General features: G+C 62.9%; 15 protein-coding genes. 9 read left to right on the top strand and 6 right to left on the bottom strand.

What is annotated here, in order from left to right; all coding sequences use genetic code 11:
- Nucleotides 1–9 precede the first annotated feature (9 nt).
- Complete coding sequence (locus MHY13_RS04085) at nt 10–1431, bottom strand: MDR family MFS transporter (RefSeq protein WP_239281148.1); 1422 nt, start codon at nt 1429–1431, stop codon at nt 10–12.
- A 112-nt stretch (nt 1432–1543) separates the two neighbouring features.
- Between MHY13_RS04085 and MHY13_RS04080 the strand changes: the two genes are divergently transcribed.
- Genes MHY13_RS04080 through crtI form a run of 3 tightly spaced genes read left to right on the top strand, consistent with a single transcriptional unit; the run spans nt 1544 to nt 5421 of the window.
- Nucleotides 1544–2980: a GuaB1 family IMP dehydrogenase-related protein gene (locus MHY13_RS04080; protein ID WP_239281146.1), complete on the top strand. Its 1437-nt coding sequence runs from the start codon at nt 1544–1546 to the stop codon at nt 2978–2980.
- A gap of 25 nt (nt 2981–3005) precedes the next feature.
- Complete coding sequence (locus MHY13_RS04075; RefSeq protein ID WP_239281144.1) at nt 3006–3881, top strand: squalene/phytoene synthase family protein; 876 nt, start codon at nt 3006–3008, stop codon at nt 3879–3881.
- A gap of 10 nt (nt 3882–3891) precedes the next feature.
- Entirely contained in the window at nt 3892–5421 is a 1530-nt protein-coding gene (gene crtI / locus MHY13_RS04070) for a phytoene desaturase family protein (protein WP_239281142.1), read from the top strand.
- A 62-nt stretch (nt 5422–5483) separates the two neighbouring features.
- Here crtI and lysS read toward each other — a convergent pair whose 3' ends face one another.
- A complete protein-coding gene (lysS, locus tag MHY13_RS04065; protein ID WP_239281140.1) occupies nt 5484–7061 on the bottom strand; it encodes a lysine--tRNA ligase in 1578 nt (525 codons plus the stop codon).
- Between the two features lie 189 nt (nt 7062–7250).
- Between lysS and MHY13_RS04060 the strand changes: the two genes are divergently transcribed.
- The 6 genes from MHY13_RS04060 to MHY13_RS04035 all read left to right on the top strand — a co-directional run bounded on the left by MHY13_RS04060 (nt 7251) and on the right by MHY13_RS04035 (nt 15128).
- Nucleotides 7251–9353 carry a PhoX family phosphatase gene (locus MHY13_RS04060; protein WP_239281131.1) on the top strand — a complete coding sequence of 701 codons (2103 nt, stop codon included), beginning with the start codon at nt 7251–7253 and terminating at the stop codon, nt 9351–9353.
- Nucleotides 9354–9579: 226 nt separating this feature from the next.
- Nucleotides 9580–11292, top strand: coding sequence for a carbon starvation protein A (locus MHY13_RS04055; protein WP_239281129.1), 1713 nt, complete (start codon nt 9580–9582; stop codon nt 11290–11292).
- A complete protein-coding gene (locus MHY13_RS04050) occupies nt 11276–11533 on the top strand; it encodes a cory-CC-star protein (RefSeq protein ID WP_198492073.1) in 258 nt (85 codons plus the stop codon). The genes MHY13_RS04055 and MHY13_RS04050 overlap by 17 nt, the downstream gene beginning before the upstream one ends.
- Nucleotides 11524–12465, top strand: coding sequence for an ArsA family ATPase (locus MHY13_RS04045; protein ID WP_239281120.1), 942 nt, complete (start codon nt 11524–11526; stop codon nt 12463–12465). Before MHY13_RS04050 ends, MHY13_RS04045 begins: the two co-directional genes overlap by 10 nt.
- Nucleotides 12466–12514: 49 nt before the next feature.
- Nucleotides 12515–13813, top strand: a complete 1299-nt coding sequence (locus MHY13_RS04040) for an aminopeptidase C (RefSeq protein WP_239281109.1) — start codon at nt 12515–12517, stop codon at nt 13811–13813.
- 13 nt (nt 13814–13826) lie between these two features.
- Nucleotides 13827–15128, top strand: a complete 1302-nt coding sequence (locus MHY13_RS04035; protein WP_239281107.1) for an aminopeptidase C — start codon at nt 13827–13829, stop codon at nt 15126–15128.
- A gap of 12 nt (nt 15129–15140) precedes the next feature.
- On the opposite strand, the gene MHY13_RS04030 is transcribed toward MHY13_RS04035, so the two are convergent.
- The 4 genes from MHY13_RS04030 to MHY13_RS04015 are packed head-to-tail and all read right to left on the bottom strand — an operon-like array spanning nt 15141 to nt 18369.
- Entirely contained in the window at nt 15141–15761 is a 621-nt protein-coding gene (locus tag MHY13_RS04030) for a GNAT family N-acetyltransferase (RefSeq protein WP_239281106.1), read from the bottom strand.
- Nucleotides 15761–16663 (bottom strand): pantoate--beta-alanine ligase, encoded by a 903-nt coding sequence (locus tag MHY13_RS04025; protein ID WP_239281104.1) that lies wholly within the window; start codon nt 16661–16663, stop codon nt 15761–15763. Before MHY13_RS04025 ends, MHY13_RS04030 begins: the two co-directional genes overlap by 1 nt.
- On the bottom strand, nt 16660–17334 hold the full coding sequence (locus MHY13_RS04020) for a hypothetical protein (protein WP_239236061.1): 675 nt from the start codon (nt 17332–17334) through the stop codon (nt 16660–16662). Before MHY13_RS04020 ends, MHY13_RS04025 begins: the two co-directional genes overlap by 4 nt.
- Nucleotides 17335–18369, bottom strand: a complete 1035-nt coding sequence (locus MHY13_RS04015) for a cytochrome P450 (protein WP_239281102.1) — start codon at nt 18367–18369, stop codon at nt 17335–17337.

Raw genomic sequence — 18369 nt, 5'->3', positions numbered from 1 at the left:
TCCTCGTGCCTATTCCGCGGAGGGTACGCGCTTGAGGAACGGAGCCAGCACGACGACCACCAGCGAAAGCGCGCCGGCAAAAAGGAAGGCCCAGTGCGCGCCATGAGCCGTCGCGGCGGCCTCGTTCATGCCTTGGGCCGCGCCGGACTTGGTGCCACGGGTCAGGAAGGTCATCAGGAAGGCAGTGCCGGCCGCGCCCGCCAGCTGCTGCAGGGTATTGAGGATGGCGGAGCCGTGCGAGTAGAGCTCGTCTGGCAGGGAGGCCAGGGACGTCGTCATCAGCGGCGTCATCATAAGCGCAATGCCCAGGGCAAAAAGGATGTGCATGCCAATGACCATCCATACCGCACTGTCCTCATTGAGCAGGGTCATCAGCCACGTGCCCGCGGCTAGAAGCAGGGCACCGGGGATCATGAGCGGGCGGGGCCCGTGGACGTCATAAAGGCGGCCGACCATCGGCGAGATGCCGCCTTGGAGCAAGCCGCCGGGCATGACGACGAGCCCGGTAACCAGCGAACTTACCGCCAGGGAGGTCTGCAGGTAGATGGGCAGGATATTGACCACGCCGAGTAATAGCCCAAACATGAGCAGCATGCCCAGTACCGCCACGGTGAAGTTGGGAACCGTAAACGGGCGCATGTCCAAAAGGGCGCGATTGTCCTTGGCCAGGCGCAGCTGGCGGCGGGTGAAAAGCGCCAAGGCCACGAGGCCAACGATGAGGACGATGATGTCTACGAGGCCATCTCCCTCCAGCATGTTTTCCAGGGACGATACGGCGTAGACCAATCCGCCGAAGGCGAAGACGGACAGGACGACGGACGGGAAATCCAGCGGGGTATCGCGCTTATCTCCCACGTTGACCAGGCGGAAATAGCCGGCGGCGCAGATGAGGCCAAGCAGCGGCACCATGGTCCAGAAGATGACGTGCCAGCTAGACATGCCCAACACGAAGCCGCCCACCGTGGGTCCGAGTGCTGGGGCCACGGAAATGACCACGGAGATAATGCCCATCACGCTGCCGCGGCGCTGCGGCGGGACGAGGGTCATCGCCACCGTCATCAGGGTGGGGATCATCAAGGCGGTGCCGGCCGCTTGGAATACGCGCCCCACCAGCAGCACGCCGAAGGCCGGGGCGAGCGCCGCCAGTACCGTACCGGCAAGAAAAACGCCCGACGCGGCCAAGAAGATCTGCCGGGTGGTGAACTTATCCATGAGAAAGCCGGTGGTCGGGATGACCACGCCCATGGTGAGGAGGAAACCGGTAAGCAGCCACTGGGCGGAGGTCGCGGGGATGCCAAAGTCCGCCATGATGGTGGGCAGCGCCACCGACAGGGCGGTCTCGTTCAGGATCATCACCATCGCGCCGAGGACGAGGATGGTGAGGTTGATTTTTACCTCTGCGGAAATGTGGGGATCTGGTTTCTGAGACACCCAGACAGGATACTGAGGCCGCGGGTGCGGGGAAAGTCGAGGAGTATAGTTTTAGTGTCTTCATCCGCGCGGTGAGACCGCGCCACCCGAGCCTAAAGCGAGGTACACCCCAGTGCGTTTTCTCAACGATTCCCATCCGCCGTACGAATTGACCTACTCCGACGTATTTATGGTCCCGAGCCACTCCGAGGTGGGTTCGCGCCAGTCGGTAGACCTCACCACTGAGGACGGCACCGGAAATACCATCCCGCTCATCGTGGCCAATATGACCGCCGTGGCCGGACGTCGCATGGCCGAGACCATCGCCCGGCGCGGCGGGCTGACCATCCTGCCACAGGACCTCTCCTTAGAAGCGGCCGCAGAAACCATCGCCTCTGTGAAAGCGGCGGACTTGGTCTATGACACCCCAATTACCGTCAAGCCGCACCACACCGTGGGCTATACCAGCAACCTTTTACACAAGCGCGCCCATGGCGCCGCCATCGTGGTCGAGGGGGACATGCCCATCGGTATCATCACCCCGAAGGACCTGCGCGGACAGGATAACTTCACCGCCGTTGGCCAATTGATGACCACCGACTTGGTCACGCTGCCGGTGGGCATTGACCCACAAGAGGCCTTTACCAAGCTGCGCAAAACCTCCCGCAAGCTAGCCCCGGTGGTCAACCCGGATGGCACCCTGGCCGGAATCCTCACGAGGAAGGGCGCGGTAAGGGCGAAGATGTATAGGCCGGGCGTCGACAAGCAAGGCCGCTTACACATCGGTGCTGCGGTGGGCATCAACGGTGACGTGGAAGGCCGCGCCCGTGCCCTAGCGGAGGCCGGCGCTGACGTCCTCGTCATCGATACCGCACACGGCCACCAGGAAAGCATGCTCACCGCGCTGCGCAAGGTTAAGGCGCTGGATCTGGGGCTTCCCATTGCTGCCGGCAATATTGTCACGGCCGAGGGTGTGCGCGAGCTGGCCGCGGCCGGCGCGGACATTATCAAGGTCGGTGTGGGCCCGGGGGCGATGTGCACCACCCGCATGCAGACTGGCGTGGGCCGCCCGCAGTTCTCGGCCGTCCTAGAGTGTGCTGCGGCCGCCCGCGAGGTAGGCGCCCATGTTTGGGCCGACGGCGGCGTGCGCGACCCGCGCGACGTTGCCCTCGCACTTGCCGCGGGTGCTTCCAATGTCATGATTGGCTCTTGGTTCGCCGGCACCTTCGAGTCCCCAGGTGACCTGCACAAGGATGCCGACGGTGCCTTCTATAAGGAGTCCTTCGGCATGGCCTCGCGCCGGGCGGTGCGCGGCCGCAACTCCGATACCGAGGCCTTTGAGCGCGCCCGCCGCGAGATGTTCGAAGAGGGCATTTCTACCTCCCGCATCTACCTCGACCCCGAGCACGGCGGCGTGGAGCACCTGGTGGACCGGATTATCTCTGGCGTGCGTTCCTCGTGCACCTACGCCGGCGCCGATTCCCTGGCCGCCTTCCGCGAGCGCGCCACCGTGGGCGTGCAGTCTGCAGCCGGCTTTGCCGAGGGGCAGCCACGCGCCACGAACCGCTGACAGGCTGCATGCTACGTTGACAGATATGTTGACTCGCTATGACCAAGCGGCCTCCCGCGCGGCCGCGCAGGTTATGGGGCAGTACTCCACCAGTTTCTCTCTGGCCACGCGGCTTTTGCGCGGGCGGGTGCGCGCCGATATCCGCCACCTATACGCGGTGGTGCGCATTGCAGACGAGCTTGTCGACGGCGCCGCAGCCCAAGCCCACACCGACCCCGCCGCCGCACTGGATGCCTACGAGCAGACCATCCTGGCCGCGCCGCAGCAGCGACTGCACACCGATCCGGTTGTGCACGCTTATGCCATCACGGCTCGCCGCTGCGGCTTCCACCGCGAGCACCTTGTTGCCTTCTTTAGCTCCATGCGCGCGGATCTCACCCAGCGCGAGTACTCGCCATCGGAGCTGCAGGCCTATATCTACGGCTCAGCGGAAGCCATCGGGCTATTGTGCCTGCAAATTTTCTTGGCCGAGGAGGACGTCTCCCCTGCCGACCGCGCCGCCATGGAGCGCGGCGCCCGCGCGCTAGGGTCTGCCTTTCAGAAGATTAATTTCCTGCGTGACCTGAGCGAGGATAGCTCCACTTTGGGCCGCACCTATTTTCAGCAGGTCCAATCTGGACGGATTGATGAGACCTCCAAGTCCGCGCTCATCGCAGAGATCCGCCGAGAGCTCGCCACCGCCGCGCTCACCATCGACTTGCTCCCGGCGTCCGCGCGGGTCGGTGTGAGCGCGGCGGCGGATATCTTTGCAGAGCTCACCAATCGCCTCGCCGCCACCCCGGCTACGGCGCTTGCCACCACGCGGGTATCCGTGCCGAACCACACCAAGGCTTGGCTCGCGGCCCGCGCGGTGCGCCGTCGCGGCCACAGCAGCCAGACCTCAGCCACGGCCGAAAACTAAGGAGAACGTCATGCACGCCGTCGTCATTGGAGCCGGCATCGCCGGCCTCGCCACCGCCGCTTTGCTCGGCCGCGAGGGCTACGAGGTCACCGTCGTGGACTCGCTGGATGAGGTAGGCGGGCGCGCCGGCAGCTTTGCGGAGGCCGGCTTCCGCTGGGATACCGGACCGTCCTGGTACCTCATGCCCGAGGCTTTCGATCACTTCTTTGCGCTGTGTGGCACCTCTACCGAGGCGGAGCTGGACTTGGTGGACCTCTCCCCCGCCTACCGCGTCTTTCATGGCGATGCGCCGGTGGATGTGTACTCCGGCCCCGAGGAAGTCGCCGCACTCTTCGAGTCGCTGGAGCCCGGCGCGGGCGAGAAAGTCCGGGAATACTTAGCGCAGGCCAGCGATACCTATGAGATGGCGCTCAAGCACTTCCTTTACACCACCTTCTCCGCGCCGCTGAACCTGGTGCACCGCGATATCCGCACCCGGTTGTCCCGCCTGGTGGCTCTGCTTTCGGTGAACCTAAAGCAGTACGTGGGCCGAACGTTTTCTGATGCTCGCCTGCGCCAAATCTTGAGCTACCCGGCGGTCTTTTTGTCCTCCGAGCCGGCGGCCGCCCCGGCACTGTATTCCTTGATGAGCCACACCGACCTGGTGGAGGGCGTGCGCTACCCACAGGGTGGCTTCGCGGCCGTGATCCAGGCCATCTACCGGCAGGCACGGAAGTTTGGCGCCACCTTCCGCTTGGGCGAGGAGGTAACCTCCATCAAGGTCGCCAACCGTAAGGTCACCGGCGTGCGCACGAATAAGGGCGCCATCCACGCCGATATCGTGGTCTCGGCGGCGGACGTGCACCACACCGAGACCCAGCTTTTGCCGCCCCAACTGCGCACCTACCCGGAGCGCTACTGGGGCCGGCGCAATCCCGGTCTGGGCACCGTGCTCATTTTGGCCGGGGTGAAGGGCGAGCTTCCAGAACTAGCGCACCATACGTTGCTTTTTAGCCAGGATTGGGATCCGGATTTCCGCGCCGTCTATTCCGGCCCGGAGCCTTCCCGGCCGTTGGGTGCCTCGGAGTCCATCTACGTGTCCAAGACCTCGGCCACCGACCCGAACGTAGCGCCCGCGGGCCACGAAAACCTCTTCATTCTGGTGCCGGTGCCGGCCGCGGAGGCGCCCGGGTTCGGCAATGCCTACCATGCAGAGGAATCCGAGCGCGTTGCTGCGATTGCCGACGCCGCCCTTAACCACATCGCCGCCACGGCTGGGGTGCCGGATTTGGTAGACAGGGTCGTCGTCAAGCGCACGCTCGGCCCGGCCGATTTTGCCGAGCGCTACCATGCCTGGTCGGCCGGTTCTATTGGGCCTGCGCACACGCTGCGGCAATCGGCGTTTTTGCGCGGGCGCAACGCCTCGCGCAAGGTCGGCGGGCTCTACTACGCGGGTGCCACCACCGTGCCAGGCGTGGGCGTGCCGATGTGCCTGATTTCGGCCGAGAACATAATCAAGCGCCTGCGTGGCGATAAATCCGCCGGGCCGCTTTCGCACTAGCCCAGGCACGGCAAAAGCCGCCAGCCACGCGGGCTGACGGCTAGCGATTGACCGCTGGGCGGCTACTTCTGTTCTGGCTTAACCAGTGGGAAGAGCACGGTTTCGCGGATGCCCAGGCCGGTCAGGGCCATCAACAGACGGTCCATGCCCATGCCGGTGCCGGCCGTAGGCGGCATGCCCTGTTCCATAGCGGCAAGGAAGTCCTCGTCCAGCACCATGGCCTCGTCATCGCCACCGGCGGCCAGGCGAGCCTGATCCTCAAAGCGCTCACGCTGGATAACCGGGTCCACCAGCTCGGAGTAGCCGGTTGCCAGCTCGAAGCCGCGAACGTAGAGATCCCACTTCTCGGTCACGCCCGGCTTGGAACGGTGCTGACGGGTCAGCGGGGAGGTCTCAACCGGGAAGTTCTTGACAAAGATGGGGCCTTCCAGCTGGTCCTCGCACAGGACCTCCCAGATTTCCTCCACCAGCTTGCCGTGGCCCCAGCCGCCGTCCTTGGGGACGTCGAGGCCGATGATGTCTGCAATGCCCTTGAGCGTCTCGACGTCGGTATCGATGGTGACCTCCGGCTGGCCCGGGAACTTGCGCTGCAGGGCTTCATTGAGGGAGGGGTACATCTCGATTTCGGGCCACTCTTCGCCGCCGAAGTCGAACTCGGTGCCATCCGCCAGGGTGACGGTGGTGGAACCAAAGACGTCGCGCGCTACGGCCTGGATGGACTCGCGCGTCATGCGGGCACAATCGTCGTAGTCGCCCCACGCAGCGTAGGTCTCGAGCATGGCGAACTCCGGCGAGTGGGAACGGTCCACGCCCTCATTGCGGAAGTTACGGTTGATTTCGAAGACGCGGTCAATGCCGCCGACGACGGCACGCTTCAAGTACAGCTCCGGCGCAATGCGCAGGTAGAGGTCAATATCCAACGCATTGGAGTGGGTGATAAACGGGCGAGCGGCCGCGCCACCGTGCAGGGTCTGCAGCATCGGGGTCTCGATTTCAACGAAATCCTGGCTTTCCAGGTAGTTACGCAGCGCGCGCATGACCTTCACGCGGATCATGGCGTTCTTGCGGGCCTCTTCACGGATAATGAGGTCGTTATAGCGCTGGCGCACACGGGTATCTTCTGCCATATCGGCAAAGGACACCGGCAGCGGGCGCAGGGACTTAGCGGCCATGGTCCACTCTGAGACCATGATGGACAGCTCGCCGCGGCGGGAGGAAATTACGCGGCCGCGCACGGAGATGAAATCGCCCAAGTCAACATCGGACTTCCAAGCGTCGAGGCGCTCCTTGCCTACCTCGGCCAAAGAAAGCATGGCCTGCACCTGGGTGCCGTCGCCATCTTGAAGGGTGGCAAAGCACAGCTTGCCGGTATTGCGCATAAAGATAAGGCGGCCGGCAATGGCGTGGGTTACCTCGGTTTCCTCGCCTGGGGCCAGGTAGGTCACGCCTTCTTCCGTGCCCGGCTCTTCGCCCTCGGCCACTACGCGGAAATCGTGGCGCAAATCCTTCAAAGAGATGGTGCGCTCAACGGTGACCGGGTAGGCCTCTACGCCGGATTCCAGCAGGCGATCGCGCTTCTCGCGGCGGATGCGCAGCTGCTCAGGGACATCGTTTACTTCATTATTCTTCTGCTCGCTCACGTTAGCCTAGGGTAGTCGATCCCCACCGCAGCACGCGATTTAGCCCATGCCACCCTCACCCCGGAAAAGATTTACGCATAATTCACTTCACCGTCACCTCCGCGCCAACGCACAGTTACTGAGATCCCCTTATATATATGGCTGTCCCCGTGTCTAAACAATATTTTCAACCCATTTGGAGCAGTAACTATGGCACTTAAAGGCCGCAACCTTCTCTCTAGTCTCTTTGCCTCCTCTCGTTCCAGCCTGACCTGCACCTACAAGTGCGGTAATGCTTGCTTTGGCGAGTGCGAGAACAAGTCCAATAACCCGTACTTTGCTGACCAGTTCTCCCGCCGTACCGCGCTGCGTGCGGGCAGCCTATCGGTCGTAACCGTTGGCGGCGGCGCTGCTTTGGCGGCCTGCTCCAACCCGGATGATGCGTCTAATGAGGCTTCTTCCTCCGAGGGCAAGGGCGGCAAAACCTCTGAGGCGAACATTGAGCTCACCTCCGCAGAAGGCATGAAGTTCGACCCAGTACAGCCAAACGAGAAGGACGAAGTGGTCATCCCGGATGGCTACGAGCAGTCCGTCCTCATTGCCTGGGGCGACCCGCTATTTGAGGACGCGCCGGAATTCGATGACAAGAACCAGACCGCCGAGGCAGCCGAGAAGCAATTCGGCTTCAACAATGACTTCGCCGGCCTCATCGAGCACCCGGACGACGACAACCGCCTTATCTACGTCTGCTCCCACGAGTACACCACCGAACCGCAGATGTTCCCTAACTACGATGCGGATAACCCCACCGAAGAGCAGGCCAAGATTGGCTGGGCTGGCCACGGCCACTCCATCGTGGAGGTGTCCAAGGTAGGCGATACCGGTGAACTCAAGCGCGAGTTTGGTCCACTCAACCGCCGCATTACCGCTACTACCGAATTCACCTTGGTAGGTCCGGCTGCCGGTTCCGAGTTTGTAAAGACTTCCGCCGATAAGACGGGCAAGAAGGTCAAGGGCACCCTGGCTAACTGCTCCGGCGGTATCACCCCGTGGAACACCATGCTCTCTGGCGAAGAGAACTTTGACCAGTACTTTGCACACGCCAAGCTGGATGACAAGAAGGCACAGGAGTCCCTGGAGCGCTTCGGCTTGGAAGATGGCGAGACCCAGCGCAAATGGGAGCGCTTTGATAAGCGTTTCGACGTCTCCAAGGAGCCGAACGAGCCTAACCGCTTCGGCTGGTTGGTTGAGATTAACCCGCTAGATCCTAAGTCCACCCCGGTCAAGCACACCGCTCTGGGCCGATTCAAGCACGAGGCCGGCAACGTCCACATCGCCTCCGATGGCACCGTGGTGTGCTACTCCGGCGATGACTCCCGGTTTGAGTACATCTACAAGTTCGTCTCCACCAAGAAGTACGAAGAGGGCAATATCGAGCACAACCTCAGCATCTTGGATCACGGCACCCTGTACGTGGCCAAGCTGGAGGGCAACTCCCCCGAGGATGAAATCGATGGCTCTGGCGTTTTGCCAGAGGACGGCTCCTTCGACGGCAAGGGCGAGTGGGTCAAGCTGCTGACCTCTGATACCGAGAACAATAAGTTCGAGTCCCACGTTGATGGCATGTCTGCCGAAGAGGTTGCCGTCTACACCCGTGAGGCCGCCGATAAGGTGGGCGCCACCAAGATGGACCGTCCTGAGGATATGCAGGTTCACCCAGACTCCGAGAAGGTCTACGTCGCCCTGACCAACAATAAATACCGCGGCGCTACCGGAGAGAACGCCAAGAAGAACAAGGAAGAGCCGATGGAGTGGGCTCCTATCAAGGAGAACAAGAACGGCCTGGTCATGGAGATTGAAGATGACCACGCTGGCGAGAAGTTCACCTGGAACCTCTTCCTGGTCTGTGGTGATCCGAAGGAGGCCAATACCTACTTCGGCGGCTTTGATAAGGAGAAGGTATCCCCGATTTCCTGCCCGGATAACCTGGCCTTTGATAGCCACGGTAACCTATGGATCTCCACCGACGGCAACGCCCTTGAGTCCAACGATGGCCTCTACGCCGTGACCACTGAAGGCGATACCCGCGGCGAGCTCAAGTGCTTCCTGACGGTCCCGGCAGGCGCCGAGACCTGCGGCCCCATCGTCACCGATGAGCGCGTGATGGTCAACGTCCAGCACCCAGGCGAGACCGATGACGCCACCTTTGAAAAGCAGACCTCCCACTGGCCAGAGGGTGGCAAGTCCACCCCTCGCCCAGCAGTGGTTGTGGTGTGGAAGAAGGACGGCAACATCGGCGTCGATAAGAAGTAAGCACCACCTGGTTTAAGCACCCACCGCGCGGCCCTCGTTCCTCCACTGGAACTGGGGCCGCGCTGTTGTTTTCCCTGCCGGCAGTATAAGGTACTGCGCCGCCTGCGCCTTCCAAATATAAATCCACCCGCCGGTCTCCCCCACGGGCAAATATCCATGTGAGTTGTGGCATACTATCCGCACGTGTGAGACACGCCACCCAACCGCCCATGAGGAGACGCACACCATGAACTCTCTAGTCCTCGCCATCATCGGCATTGCGATGATGGGCGCCGGCTATCTGCTCTATTCCAAGTTCCTAGGAAAGGGCATTTTCCGGCTATCCCCGAACTACTCCACCCCGGCCCACACCATAGAAGACGGCGTGGACTTTGTGCCTACCAATAAATACGTCCTGTGGGGCCACCACTTCACTTCCGTGGCGGGCGCCGCGCCCATCATTGGTCCGGCCGTAGCCGTCATCTGGGGCTGGGTTCCGGCGTTTCTCTGGGTCACCCTCGGCACCGTCTTCTTCGCCGGCATGCACGATTTGGGTGCGTTGTGGGCGTCGCAGCGCCATAAGGGCCAGTCCATCGGCACTTTGTCTGGGCGCTACATTGGCAAGCGCGGGCGCAATCTGTTCCTCATCGTGATCTTCCTGCTGCTGTTGATGGTGAATGCGGCCTTCGCCGTGGCCATTTCGAACCTGCTGGTCTCCACCCCTACGGCCGTAATCCCTACCTGGGGCGCCATCGTCGTCGCGCTGCTTATCGGCCAGGCCATCTACCGCCTGAATTGGAACCTGCCGCTGGTCTCGATCGTGGGCGTTGTCGCGCTCTACACGTTGATGATCATCGGTGACCGCGTGCCTGTGGTCCTACCCGATACGGTCCTGGGTATCCCCGCTAACGGCGTGTGGATCATCTTGTTATTCATCTACGCCTTCATCGCTTCGCTGCTGCCGGTGTGGGTGTTGCTGCAGCCGCGCGACTACATCAACGGCCTCCAGCTCTTCGTGGGCCTGGCCATTTTGTACGGATCCTTCCTCATTACCCGCCCTTCGCTGGCCGCACCGGCGCTGCGCGATAACGTGCCGGACGGCACCCCGGGCACCTTCCCGCTGCTCTTTGTCACCATCGCCTGCGGCGCTATCTCCGGCTTCCACGGCGTGGTGGCCTCCGGCACCTCGTCCAAGCAGGTGGATAAGGAAACCGACGTGCGCTTTGTGGGGTACTTCGGTGCCGTGGGCGAGGGGCTGCTCGCGCTGGGCACCATCATCGCCACCACCGCAGGCTTTAAGTCCCTGCAGCAGTGGGAAGAAATTTACTCCGAATGGAATGCCGGCGGCGTGGAGGCCTTCGTGCACGGCGGCGGCGCGCTCATGAACGAGGGCATGGGCATTCCCACGTCCCTCTCCGGCACCATCTTGGCCACCATGGCCGTGCTCTTTGCCGCTACCACCATGGATTCGGGCGTGCGTCTGCAGCGCCTAGTGGTACAAGAAATTGGCGAGATCATGGGCGTGCGCATCAAGGCCTTGGCCGCCACCGTCATCGCGGTGGGCTTGGCCTTCGGCCTGACCTTCTCTGCCGGCGCGGATGGCTCCGGCGGTATGACCATCTGGCCGCTATTCGGCACCACCAACCAGCTCATGGCGGGCCTTTCCTTGGCCATTGTGGTGGTCATCCTGACCCACCTACGCAGGCCGACGTGGCCGGTGGTCATTCCGCTCATCTTTGTTACCGCCATGTCACTGTGGGCCGCACTACTCCAGCTGAAGTCCCTATTTACCAGCCAGAATTGGCTGCTATTCTGCATGGACGTCATCATCGTGGTGGCCACCATCTGGGTCATTGTGGAAGCCGTTGGCGCCATTTCCCGCGCCCGCAAGGAGACCCCGCTGGAGTGGTCCGATGATGACCTTGACGCCCCACTGCCCGAGCATGCTCGACAAGCTTAAGGCACTTGCGGCCGGACTCAATGAGTACTACCAGGCCCCGTATCGCGCCAGCTTTGCCAAGGCCCAGCAGCAAGAAGACGATCTCTTCTTGATGCTGGTTGCCTCGGAGGCGCTCGGCATCCCCAACCCGGCCAGCTACTACACCCTGGAACTTTTGCCGTTGGTCTATGAGGATTTCCACGCCTGGCATACCCGCATGGGAATGGATAAATCCCCGCTGGAGAATATTCAATGTTGCTAGAGACCTCACCCATCATGTTCTTTGGCGGCAAGGGCGGGGTGGGCAAGACCACCTTGGCCACCGCCACCGCGTTGCGCCTGTCCCGCGAGCATCGCGTCTGCCTGGTGTCCACGGACCCGGCGCATAACTTGGGGCATATCTTTGGTACCTCGCTTGGCGACGCCCCCTCAGACCTCACCCCTACCCTGTCCGCCATCGAGATCAACCCTGCGCGCGCGACCGAGCAGCACCTAGCGCAGGTAGGGAACTCGATGCGCCGCTTTATGCCCGAACACCTGCACGGTGAGGTGAAAAAGCACCTCGACCTAGCCCGGCAATCGCCCGGCACACAAGAGGCGGCGCTATTGGAGCGCATAGCGGCGCTCGTAGTGGGGGAATCGAACTTCGACTACCTCGTCTTCGATACCGCTCCCTCTGGGCACACTTCGCGGCTGATGGCCTTGCCGGAGATCATGGCCGCCTATACCGATGGGCTGCTCTCCCGGCGCGAGAAATCCGATAAATTCGGCTCGCTGGTGCGCGGGATGTCTAGCGGCAGCGGCGCAGATAATGACCCGGTGGACCGGCGCAATCAGGAAATTCGCGCCACGCTTTTCCAGCGCCGCGAGCGCTTTGCCCAGCTGCGCACCGCGCTTACCTCCCCACGCACCGTATTCCACATTGTGCTCACCGCCGAGCGCCTGCCCGTGCTGGAATCTGCCGAGTTCCATACGGATCTTAAGAGCAACGGTGTGCGGGTGGGATCCATGCTGGTTAACCGGCGCACCCCGGCCGACCAAGGCGAGTTCTTAGCCGCCCGGCGCGCCGCCGAGGATGAGGCGCTCGCGCTCCTGCGCACCCAGCTGCCTGATACACCAGTGCGCGAGGTTCCGTGGTTGCCGGAGGAAGTGGGGACTCCGGGGGCCGTCGGCAAGCTGGCGGCATACCTCTAGCTCCACCCGCCCGCGCCGCTGTGGGCCCGGGTCTGCTAAAACCGAAACTATGACTTTGCTCACCAACGAATACCTATCCCACTTGCGCGAGGAGGCCGCGGCCGATTCCCGGCTGCGCATCGCCCGCAACGCCATCACCAACGTCGGGGCAGCTAAGGCGGCCCTAGACCGCGACCGTATTACGGCCCTCTACCCCACCACCGAGGTCAAGCTGGATAGCTTGGGCGTATCGGACCAAAAGCGCTCGGGCCGCTGCTGGATGTTTGCGGCGCTGAACGTCTTCCGTCACCGCGCGGCCAAGGAACTCAATGTAGATAACTTCGAGTTTTCCTTCACCTACCTGCAGTATTTTGACAAGCTAGAGCGCGCCAACCTGGTGCTCAACCAGCTGCTGGACAAGAAGGACGCTGGCTGGGACGAGCGCACCGTCGCCGCGGTGCTGGACCATGCGGGCGCCGATGGCGGCTGGTGGTGCTTCTTTAGCAACCTCGTGGCCAAGTACGGCGCCGTCCCTGCCGAGGTCATGCCGGAGGTGCGCTCGTCTGGAAATACCGCGGAGATGAACCGCGATCTTGCCACCGTGGTGCGCCGCGCCGCCGCACAGGACGGCCCGCGCGAAGAAATCCTCGCCCAAGCGCGCAAGGATATCCACCGCATCCTGGCCATCCACCTGGGCACCCCGCCGGAGGAATTTACCTGGGCGTATCGCACCAAGGACGAGCAATTCGTGCGGCTGCACTCCACCCCGCGCGAGTTTGCGGATAAGTACCTGCCGCACCTGGACGAGTACGTGGTGTTGGCCGATGACCCCCGCTCCACCAACCCCAAGCATCGCGTGTTTAGCAGCGCCGAGGAGACCAATGTGTTGGGCGGCGCACCGCAGGAGTACCTCAACGTCAGCGCGGCTGAGCTGAAGGAAACTGCCAAGCGCAGCCTGGCGGCCGGTGAGCCGGTGTGGTTTAGCTGCGATGTCAACCGCCAGTTCTCCTTCCTCAACGGCGTATGGGACGAGGGATTGGTAGATACCGATGGCCTCTACGGCATCGATTCCTCCATGAGCAAGGAGGAGCGTTTTACCTCCGGCGAGACCGCGCCCACCCACGCGATGGTGCTCACCGGCGTCGATGGTGACCGCGCCTGGCGCGTGGAGAACTCCTGGGGCTCTAAGCCGCCGCGCAAGGACGATGGCGAGGATGTGCCCGGCAAGGGCTTTGCCACGATGGCCGATGCCTGGTTTGACCAGAACGTCTTCCACATCGCCGTGCGCAAGGAGCACCTGAGCGACACGCTTGCCCAGGCCCTTGCCACCGAACCGATTGAGCTTCCCCTCTGGGACCGGATGAACTAAGGAGAATCGAGAAATGACAGAGATTAAACCGAACGAGGTTCATGCCGCCACCGCCGAGCTCACCAGCGATGCCACGCTGCGCCTGGTACGCAACGGGGTGGCCCAGGAGGGCGTCGACAAGCTCAGCCTCGACCATGAACAACTGCGCAGCCTTACCCCGGTAACCAGCTATAAGCTAGATTCCTGGGGCGTAGCCGACCAGAAGGCATCGGGCCGCTGCTGGATTTTTGCCGGCCTCAATTCCCTGCGCGGCGGGCTAATGGACAAAGCCAAGCTCAAGGATTTTGAGCTCTCCCAGACCTATATTTACTTCTTTGACAAGCTGGAGAAGGCCAATTGGTTCCTCACCGCCATGGCCGAGCTGAAGGACCGCGAGATTACTGACCGCACCGTTGCCAAGCTCATGGATGATCCCATCGATGACGGCGGCCAGTGGTCCATGTTCGTCGCCCTGGTGGAAAAGTACGGCGTGGTGCCGCAGTACGCCATGCCGGAGACCGCGTCTTCCGAGGCCACGGCGATGCTTAACCGCAATCTGCAGACCGTGCTGCGCCGCGCCGCCCACCGCATCCGCAGCGGCGAAGAGAGCGCGCATGAGCAGGCGCTTGCCGACGTCTACCGGATCCTCACCGCCAACCTTGGCCTGCCGCCCGAGGACTTTGTGTGGCAGTACCGCGATAAGGACGATGAGTTCCACCGCGCGGGCACCTATACCCCGCAGGAGTTTGCCCGGGAATACCTGCCGGCGGACCTAGGCGAGTACGTGTGCGTGGTCAACGACCCGCGCAATGCCTATGGCGAGCTCTACACCGTGGAGTACCTGGGCAACGTGGCGGGAAAGCGCGTGACCTACTTGAACGCGCCTGTGGAGGTGCTGCGCGATGCCGCGCGTGCCTCCATCGAAGACGGCCAGCCGGTTTGGTTCGGCTGCGATACCGACCAGCAATCTGATGATGAGCACGGCGTGTGGGCCAAGCACCTGCACGATTATGAGGCCTTTTACGGAGTGGAGATGGATCTGGACAAGGCGCAGCGTTTGCGCCTGCACGAGTCCCTCATGACCCACGCGATGGTCTTTACCGGCGCCGATATCGCAGACGATGGCACCGTCAATCGCTGGCGCGTGGAGAATTCCTGGGGCCCGAAGAAGGCCGATAAGGGCTTTTGGACCATGGGCGATGACTGGTTCGACGAGTTCGTCTTCGAAATCGCCGTGCACCCCTCCCGCCTGCCGGAGCAGTACCAGGCGGCGTTGCAGTCCGAGTCCGTCACCACCCTGCCGGCCTGGGATCCGATGGGCGCGTTGGCGCGCTAAGCCTGCGGCACGCTATGACTGCGGCGTACCAAGGCGGCGCACATAGAGCATGCACTCCAAGTCGCGGTCCTCGTTGACCGCGATGGTGCGCTCGCCCACCTGAGTGAAACCGCGGCTGTCATAGAACTGATAAGTGCAGCCGTCATCGGTAAACAAGTAGACGTTCTTTCCCTCATGACGGGCTTCGAAGGCCTCGAGCAGCGCCGTGCCCACGCCGCTCACGCCGGAATTGGGATCCGCGACGAGGAAGCCGATTTCGCCATCAATGGGGTGCTTACCCAAGTACTTGAGCAGCATGTCCTGATTGGCGGCATCGTAATCATCGCGGTGCCCGCCCGGGCGCAGATTATTAAAGATTTCCACCGCGTGAACAAATGCCTTGCGCCACCACGGATACGGCAGCGCGGGCTTGCCCTTCATGGAGGCTAATAGCACGCCGAGGAAGCGGTCGCCATCGTAAGCCGCCAAGATATCGGTGGCCTTGGCGCGCTCTAAATCCCAAAAGTAGCGGCCATAGGCGCGCTCGAAGCGCGGGCTCTTCACAAACCAGTGCAGGTGCATGCCCTCGATGGCAAAAGAAATGGCTTTGGGCTCATCGCGCGAGTCAAGGTCGCGGATCTGGATATCGGTCATTAGTCCTCCGATGGCTGCTGGGAAGCGGTACCCCGCGCGCGCTGTTGCTCGCGTTGTTGCTCACGCTCGAGCTCGGCCTTGGCTTCGTGCTCTTCAATATTATTAAAGCCGATGCCCAGCGGCAGGCCCACATTATCGATGAGGCGGACGCCGCCGATGGTCGCGGCGACGAGCAAGCGGGCATCCCCCTCCTCGGGAGGCATGCCGAGGTCGCGGCCACGCACCTCGAGGTAGTCGGGCTCAACGCCTGCTGCGCGCAGGACTTCCGCAGCAACCTCGCGGACCTTCTCCGCACCGGCTTCGGCGGCATGCGCGCCGGCGGTCAGCGCGGCGGATAGGGCCGCGGCTTGGTCACGGGATTCGGCCGGGACGTTGGTATTGCGCAAGCTCATCACCACGCCATCGGGCATGCGTACGGCGGGCACGCCCTGCACGCGGACACCCAGGTGGAAATCTTGAACCGCGTGGTGGATGGCGAGGAGGAGCTCGTAGTCCTTTTCACCGAGGAGGACGTCGGTAGGCGAAAGCGTCAGGATGAGCGCAAGGTAGAGCGAGAGATCTTCGCTGAGGTCCGGCTCGAGGGCGGTTGCGGCGTCGGCCGGAGCCACGGCGATGCGGCGGCCGTGCGGCCACAAGGTTTCTGGCGAGTAATCCCACACGATGTCGACGCCCTCGGCGCGCAGGAGTTCAAGGTCCTCCTCGTGCGGGGACTGCAGGGCCACGACGGTAACCGCGCCGCGAATGTGCTTGGCCGCACGCACCAACGCGATATGGCCGGCGTGCACGCCGGTAGTCAGGGGCACGAAGGCCACCGGGCGGCCAGTCTTATGAAAGGCGCTGCCGACCATACGGATGCGCTCAATCTCGCTGATGACGGTGGCGTTTCCCAGCTCTAGGCTCATCGGCTCTCCTCTTGTAGGGCCCACATTTCCAGCTCCTCGCGGCCGTCTACCTCGCCTAGGCGGCGGGCAACCTCCACGTAGCTGCGGCGCAGGCCGGGGTCGGTGGCGCCGCGGTAGGCGGCGATGATTTCTTCGGTGTCCATGTCCTCACCCACCATGGGCTTTTCCTCTGCAGAGGGGAAGAAACGAGCATCGACCGCCGCAGAGATGTGCAAGCGCCGCAGCATCTCGGCGTAGTAGGCACGGGCGGCAAAGGAAGGACGTTCGGCATCGGAAAGCGCGACGGCTTCGCCGCGGAACTCGGTGATATTGAGCTCCACCACAGTCTCGCCCAGCTCGTCCAGGGTGGTCACGGCCCAGCGCATGAGTGCAAATGGGGCGAGTGCCGCAACGACACAGCCGCGCGTTTCTAGCGGATCTAGCACTTGGACACCGCGCGAGAGGCAAGTGTGGAACACGATAAGCCCGTGGTGGACGTGGGGTTCAAGAAGTTCCACGGTGGCTTCTAAGCGGGCATCGCCCACGGCGATGATGAGGGCCTCAAAAGAGGCAAGTTCGGCCGGGTCCGAGAGCATCTGCACCTCATGGCCGGCGCGTTCCATGGCATTGGCCAAGGTAAATCCGGCCAGGCTCCGGCCAAAAAGGGCTACCCGCATGCGTGGCGGGCGCATTTATTTATCCTTCTTCTTCGCCTGGGCCAGCAGCTCGGCCACGGAGACCGCGCCTTCGCGCTTATCGTCGCTGCGGCGGCGGCCACGGGAATCGGGTTCTTCGGCGGCTGCGCGGTGATGGGAGCGGGCTGCCTTCTGGCGCACCGGCTCGGACTTTTCTGGAGCCACGTGCTGACCGGAGCCCGGGTACTCCGCGCGTTCATCGCGCTGGGGCGTCGGCTGCTGCGGAATGTCCTGGGTCTCATCGTTGGCCTTGGTGGCAGCCTCTGGCTTGCGGTGGCTGCCGTGGTGCTCGCTGGCCGCGGACGTGCGGGTGTTCTTCAGGGAATCATCGCCGCCGGTATCCCAGCGCACGGCTTGGAAGCCACCAGTATTGAAGGTGGAGGCACCAGAAGTCTTGCCGGAGGTGCGCTGCGCACGAGTCTTTTCGCTGATGATGTCATTGAGCGGGTTGGACTCGGCGTGCGCCGCGGACGGCTGATTGCCCAATCGGCCGGCGATGGCATCGGCGGACGGGGCGCCGGAGGAGGACTGGGTGAAGTCCACATTGCCTTCCTCAGAGCCAGGGCGAGTAGCGGCCGCGGTCTGGGCCTCGAGCTGCATGATGCGGCGCGCCTCGGCGTGCAGGGCGGCCGGTTCATAGGTGAAGTCCTGGCCGGAAAGATCCTCAATCTGCTTGCGGATGGAAGCCAACTCGGTGCGGATCTCATCGAGCAATTCCTGATCCGGCAGGGGCTGGCCGTCGGCGGTGCGGGCCTGCTTAAGCTCGGCGCGGTGAGCGCGCTCCTGCAGCTCCAGCTTGGTCACGGATTCCTCGGCCTGGCGGCGGTAGCGCATCACCAGGAAGAAGCCAAGCACGGCGGCCCACAAAGCGGCGATGAGCGCAATCTTAAGGGCTGCGGCAGAGCCGGAAATCAGCATGACGATGCTGGCTACAACGGCCAGCACCACGAGGACGATGAGCCCGATCTGGCCCAGATCCGGCTTGGTCGTCTTGGCGGGAGGTTTGCTAGAAGAAGAGCGCGGCTCAGTCAT

The sequence above is a fragment of the Corynebacterium sp. ACRPE genome (assembly GCF_022347435.1).
Lineage (GTDB): Bacteria > Actinomycetota > Actinomycetes > Mycobacteriales > Mycobacteriaceae > Corynebacterium > Corynebacterium tuberculostearicum_D.
Note: the sequence above shows the minus strand (reverse complement) of the source record. Positions and strands in the feature narration are given on the sequence as shown.

Coding starts and splice junctions, on each gene's coding strand:
- MHY13_RS04045 (WP_239281120.1), top strand. CDS start 11,524: ATGTTGCTAGAGACCTCACCCATCATGTTCTTTGGCGGCAAGGGCGGG.
- MHY13_RS04035 (WP_239281107.1), top strand. CDS start 13,827: ATGACAGAGATTAAACCGAACGAGGTTCATGCCGCCACCGCCGAGCTC.
- crtI (WP_239281142.1), top strand. CDS start 3,892: ATGCACGCCGTCGTCATTGGAGCCGGCATCGCCGGCCTCGCCACCGCC.
- MHY13_RS04015 (WP_239281102.1), bottom strand. CDS start 18,369: ATGACTGAGCCGCGCTCTTCTTCTAGCAAACCTCCCGCCAAGACGACC.
- MHY13_RS04050 (WP_198492073.1), top strand. CDS start 11,276: ATGCTCGACAAGCTTAAGGCACTTGCGGCCGGACTCAATGAGTACTAC.
- MHY13_RS04030 (WP_239281106.1), bottom strand. CDS start 15,761: ATGACCGATATCCAGATCCGCGACCTTGACTCGCGCGATGAGCCCAAA.
- MHY13_RS04025 (WP_239281104.1), bottom strand. CDS start 16,663: ATGAGCCTAGAGCTGGGAAACGCCACCGTCATCAGCGAGATTGAGCGC.
- MHY13_RS04020 (WP_239236061.1), bottom strand. CDS start 17,334: ATGCGCCCGCCACGCATGCGGGTAGCCCTTTTTGGCCGGAGCCTGGCC.
- MHY13_RS04075 (WP_239281144.1), top strand. CDS start 3,006: ATGTTGACTCGCTATGACCAAGCGGCCTCCCGCGCGGCCGCGCAGGTT.
- MHY13_RS04055 (WP_239281129.1), top strand. CDS start 9,580: ATGAACTCTCTAGTCCTCGCCATCATCGGCATTGCGATGATGGGCGCC.
- MHY13_RS04040 (WP_239281109.1), top strand. CDS start 12,515: ATGACTTTGCTCACCAACGAATACCTATCCCACTTGCGCGAGGAGGCC.
- MHY13_RS04060 (WP_239281131.1), top strand. CDS start 7,251: ATGGCACTTAAAGGCCGCAACCTTCTCTCTAGTCTCTTTGCCTCCTCT.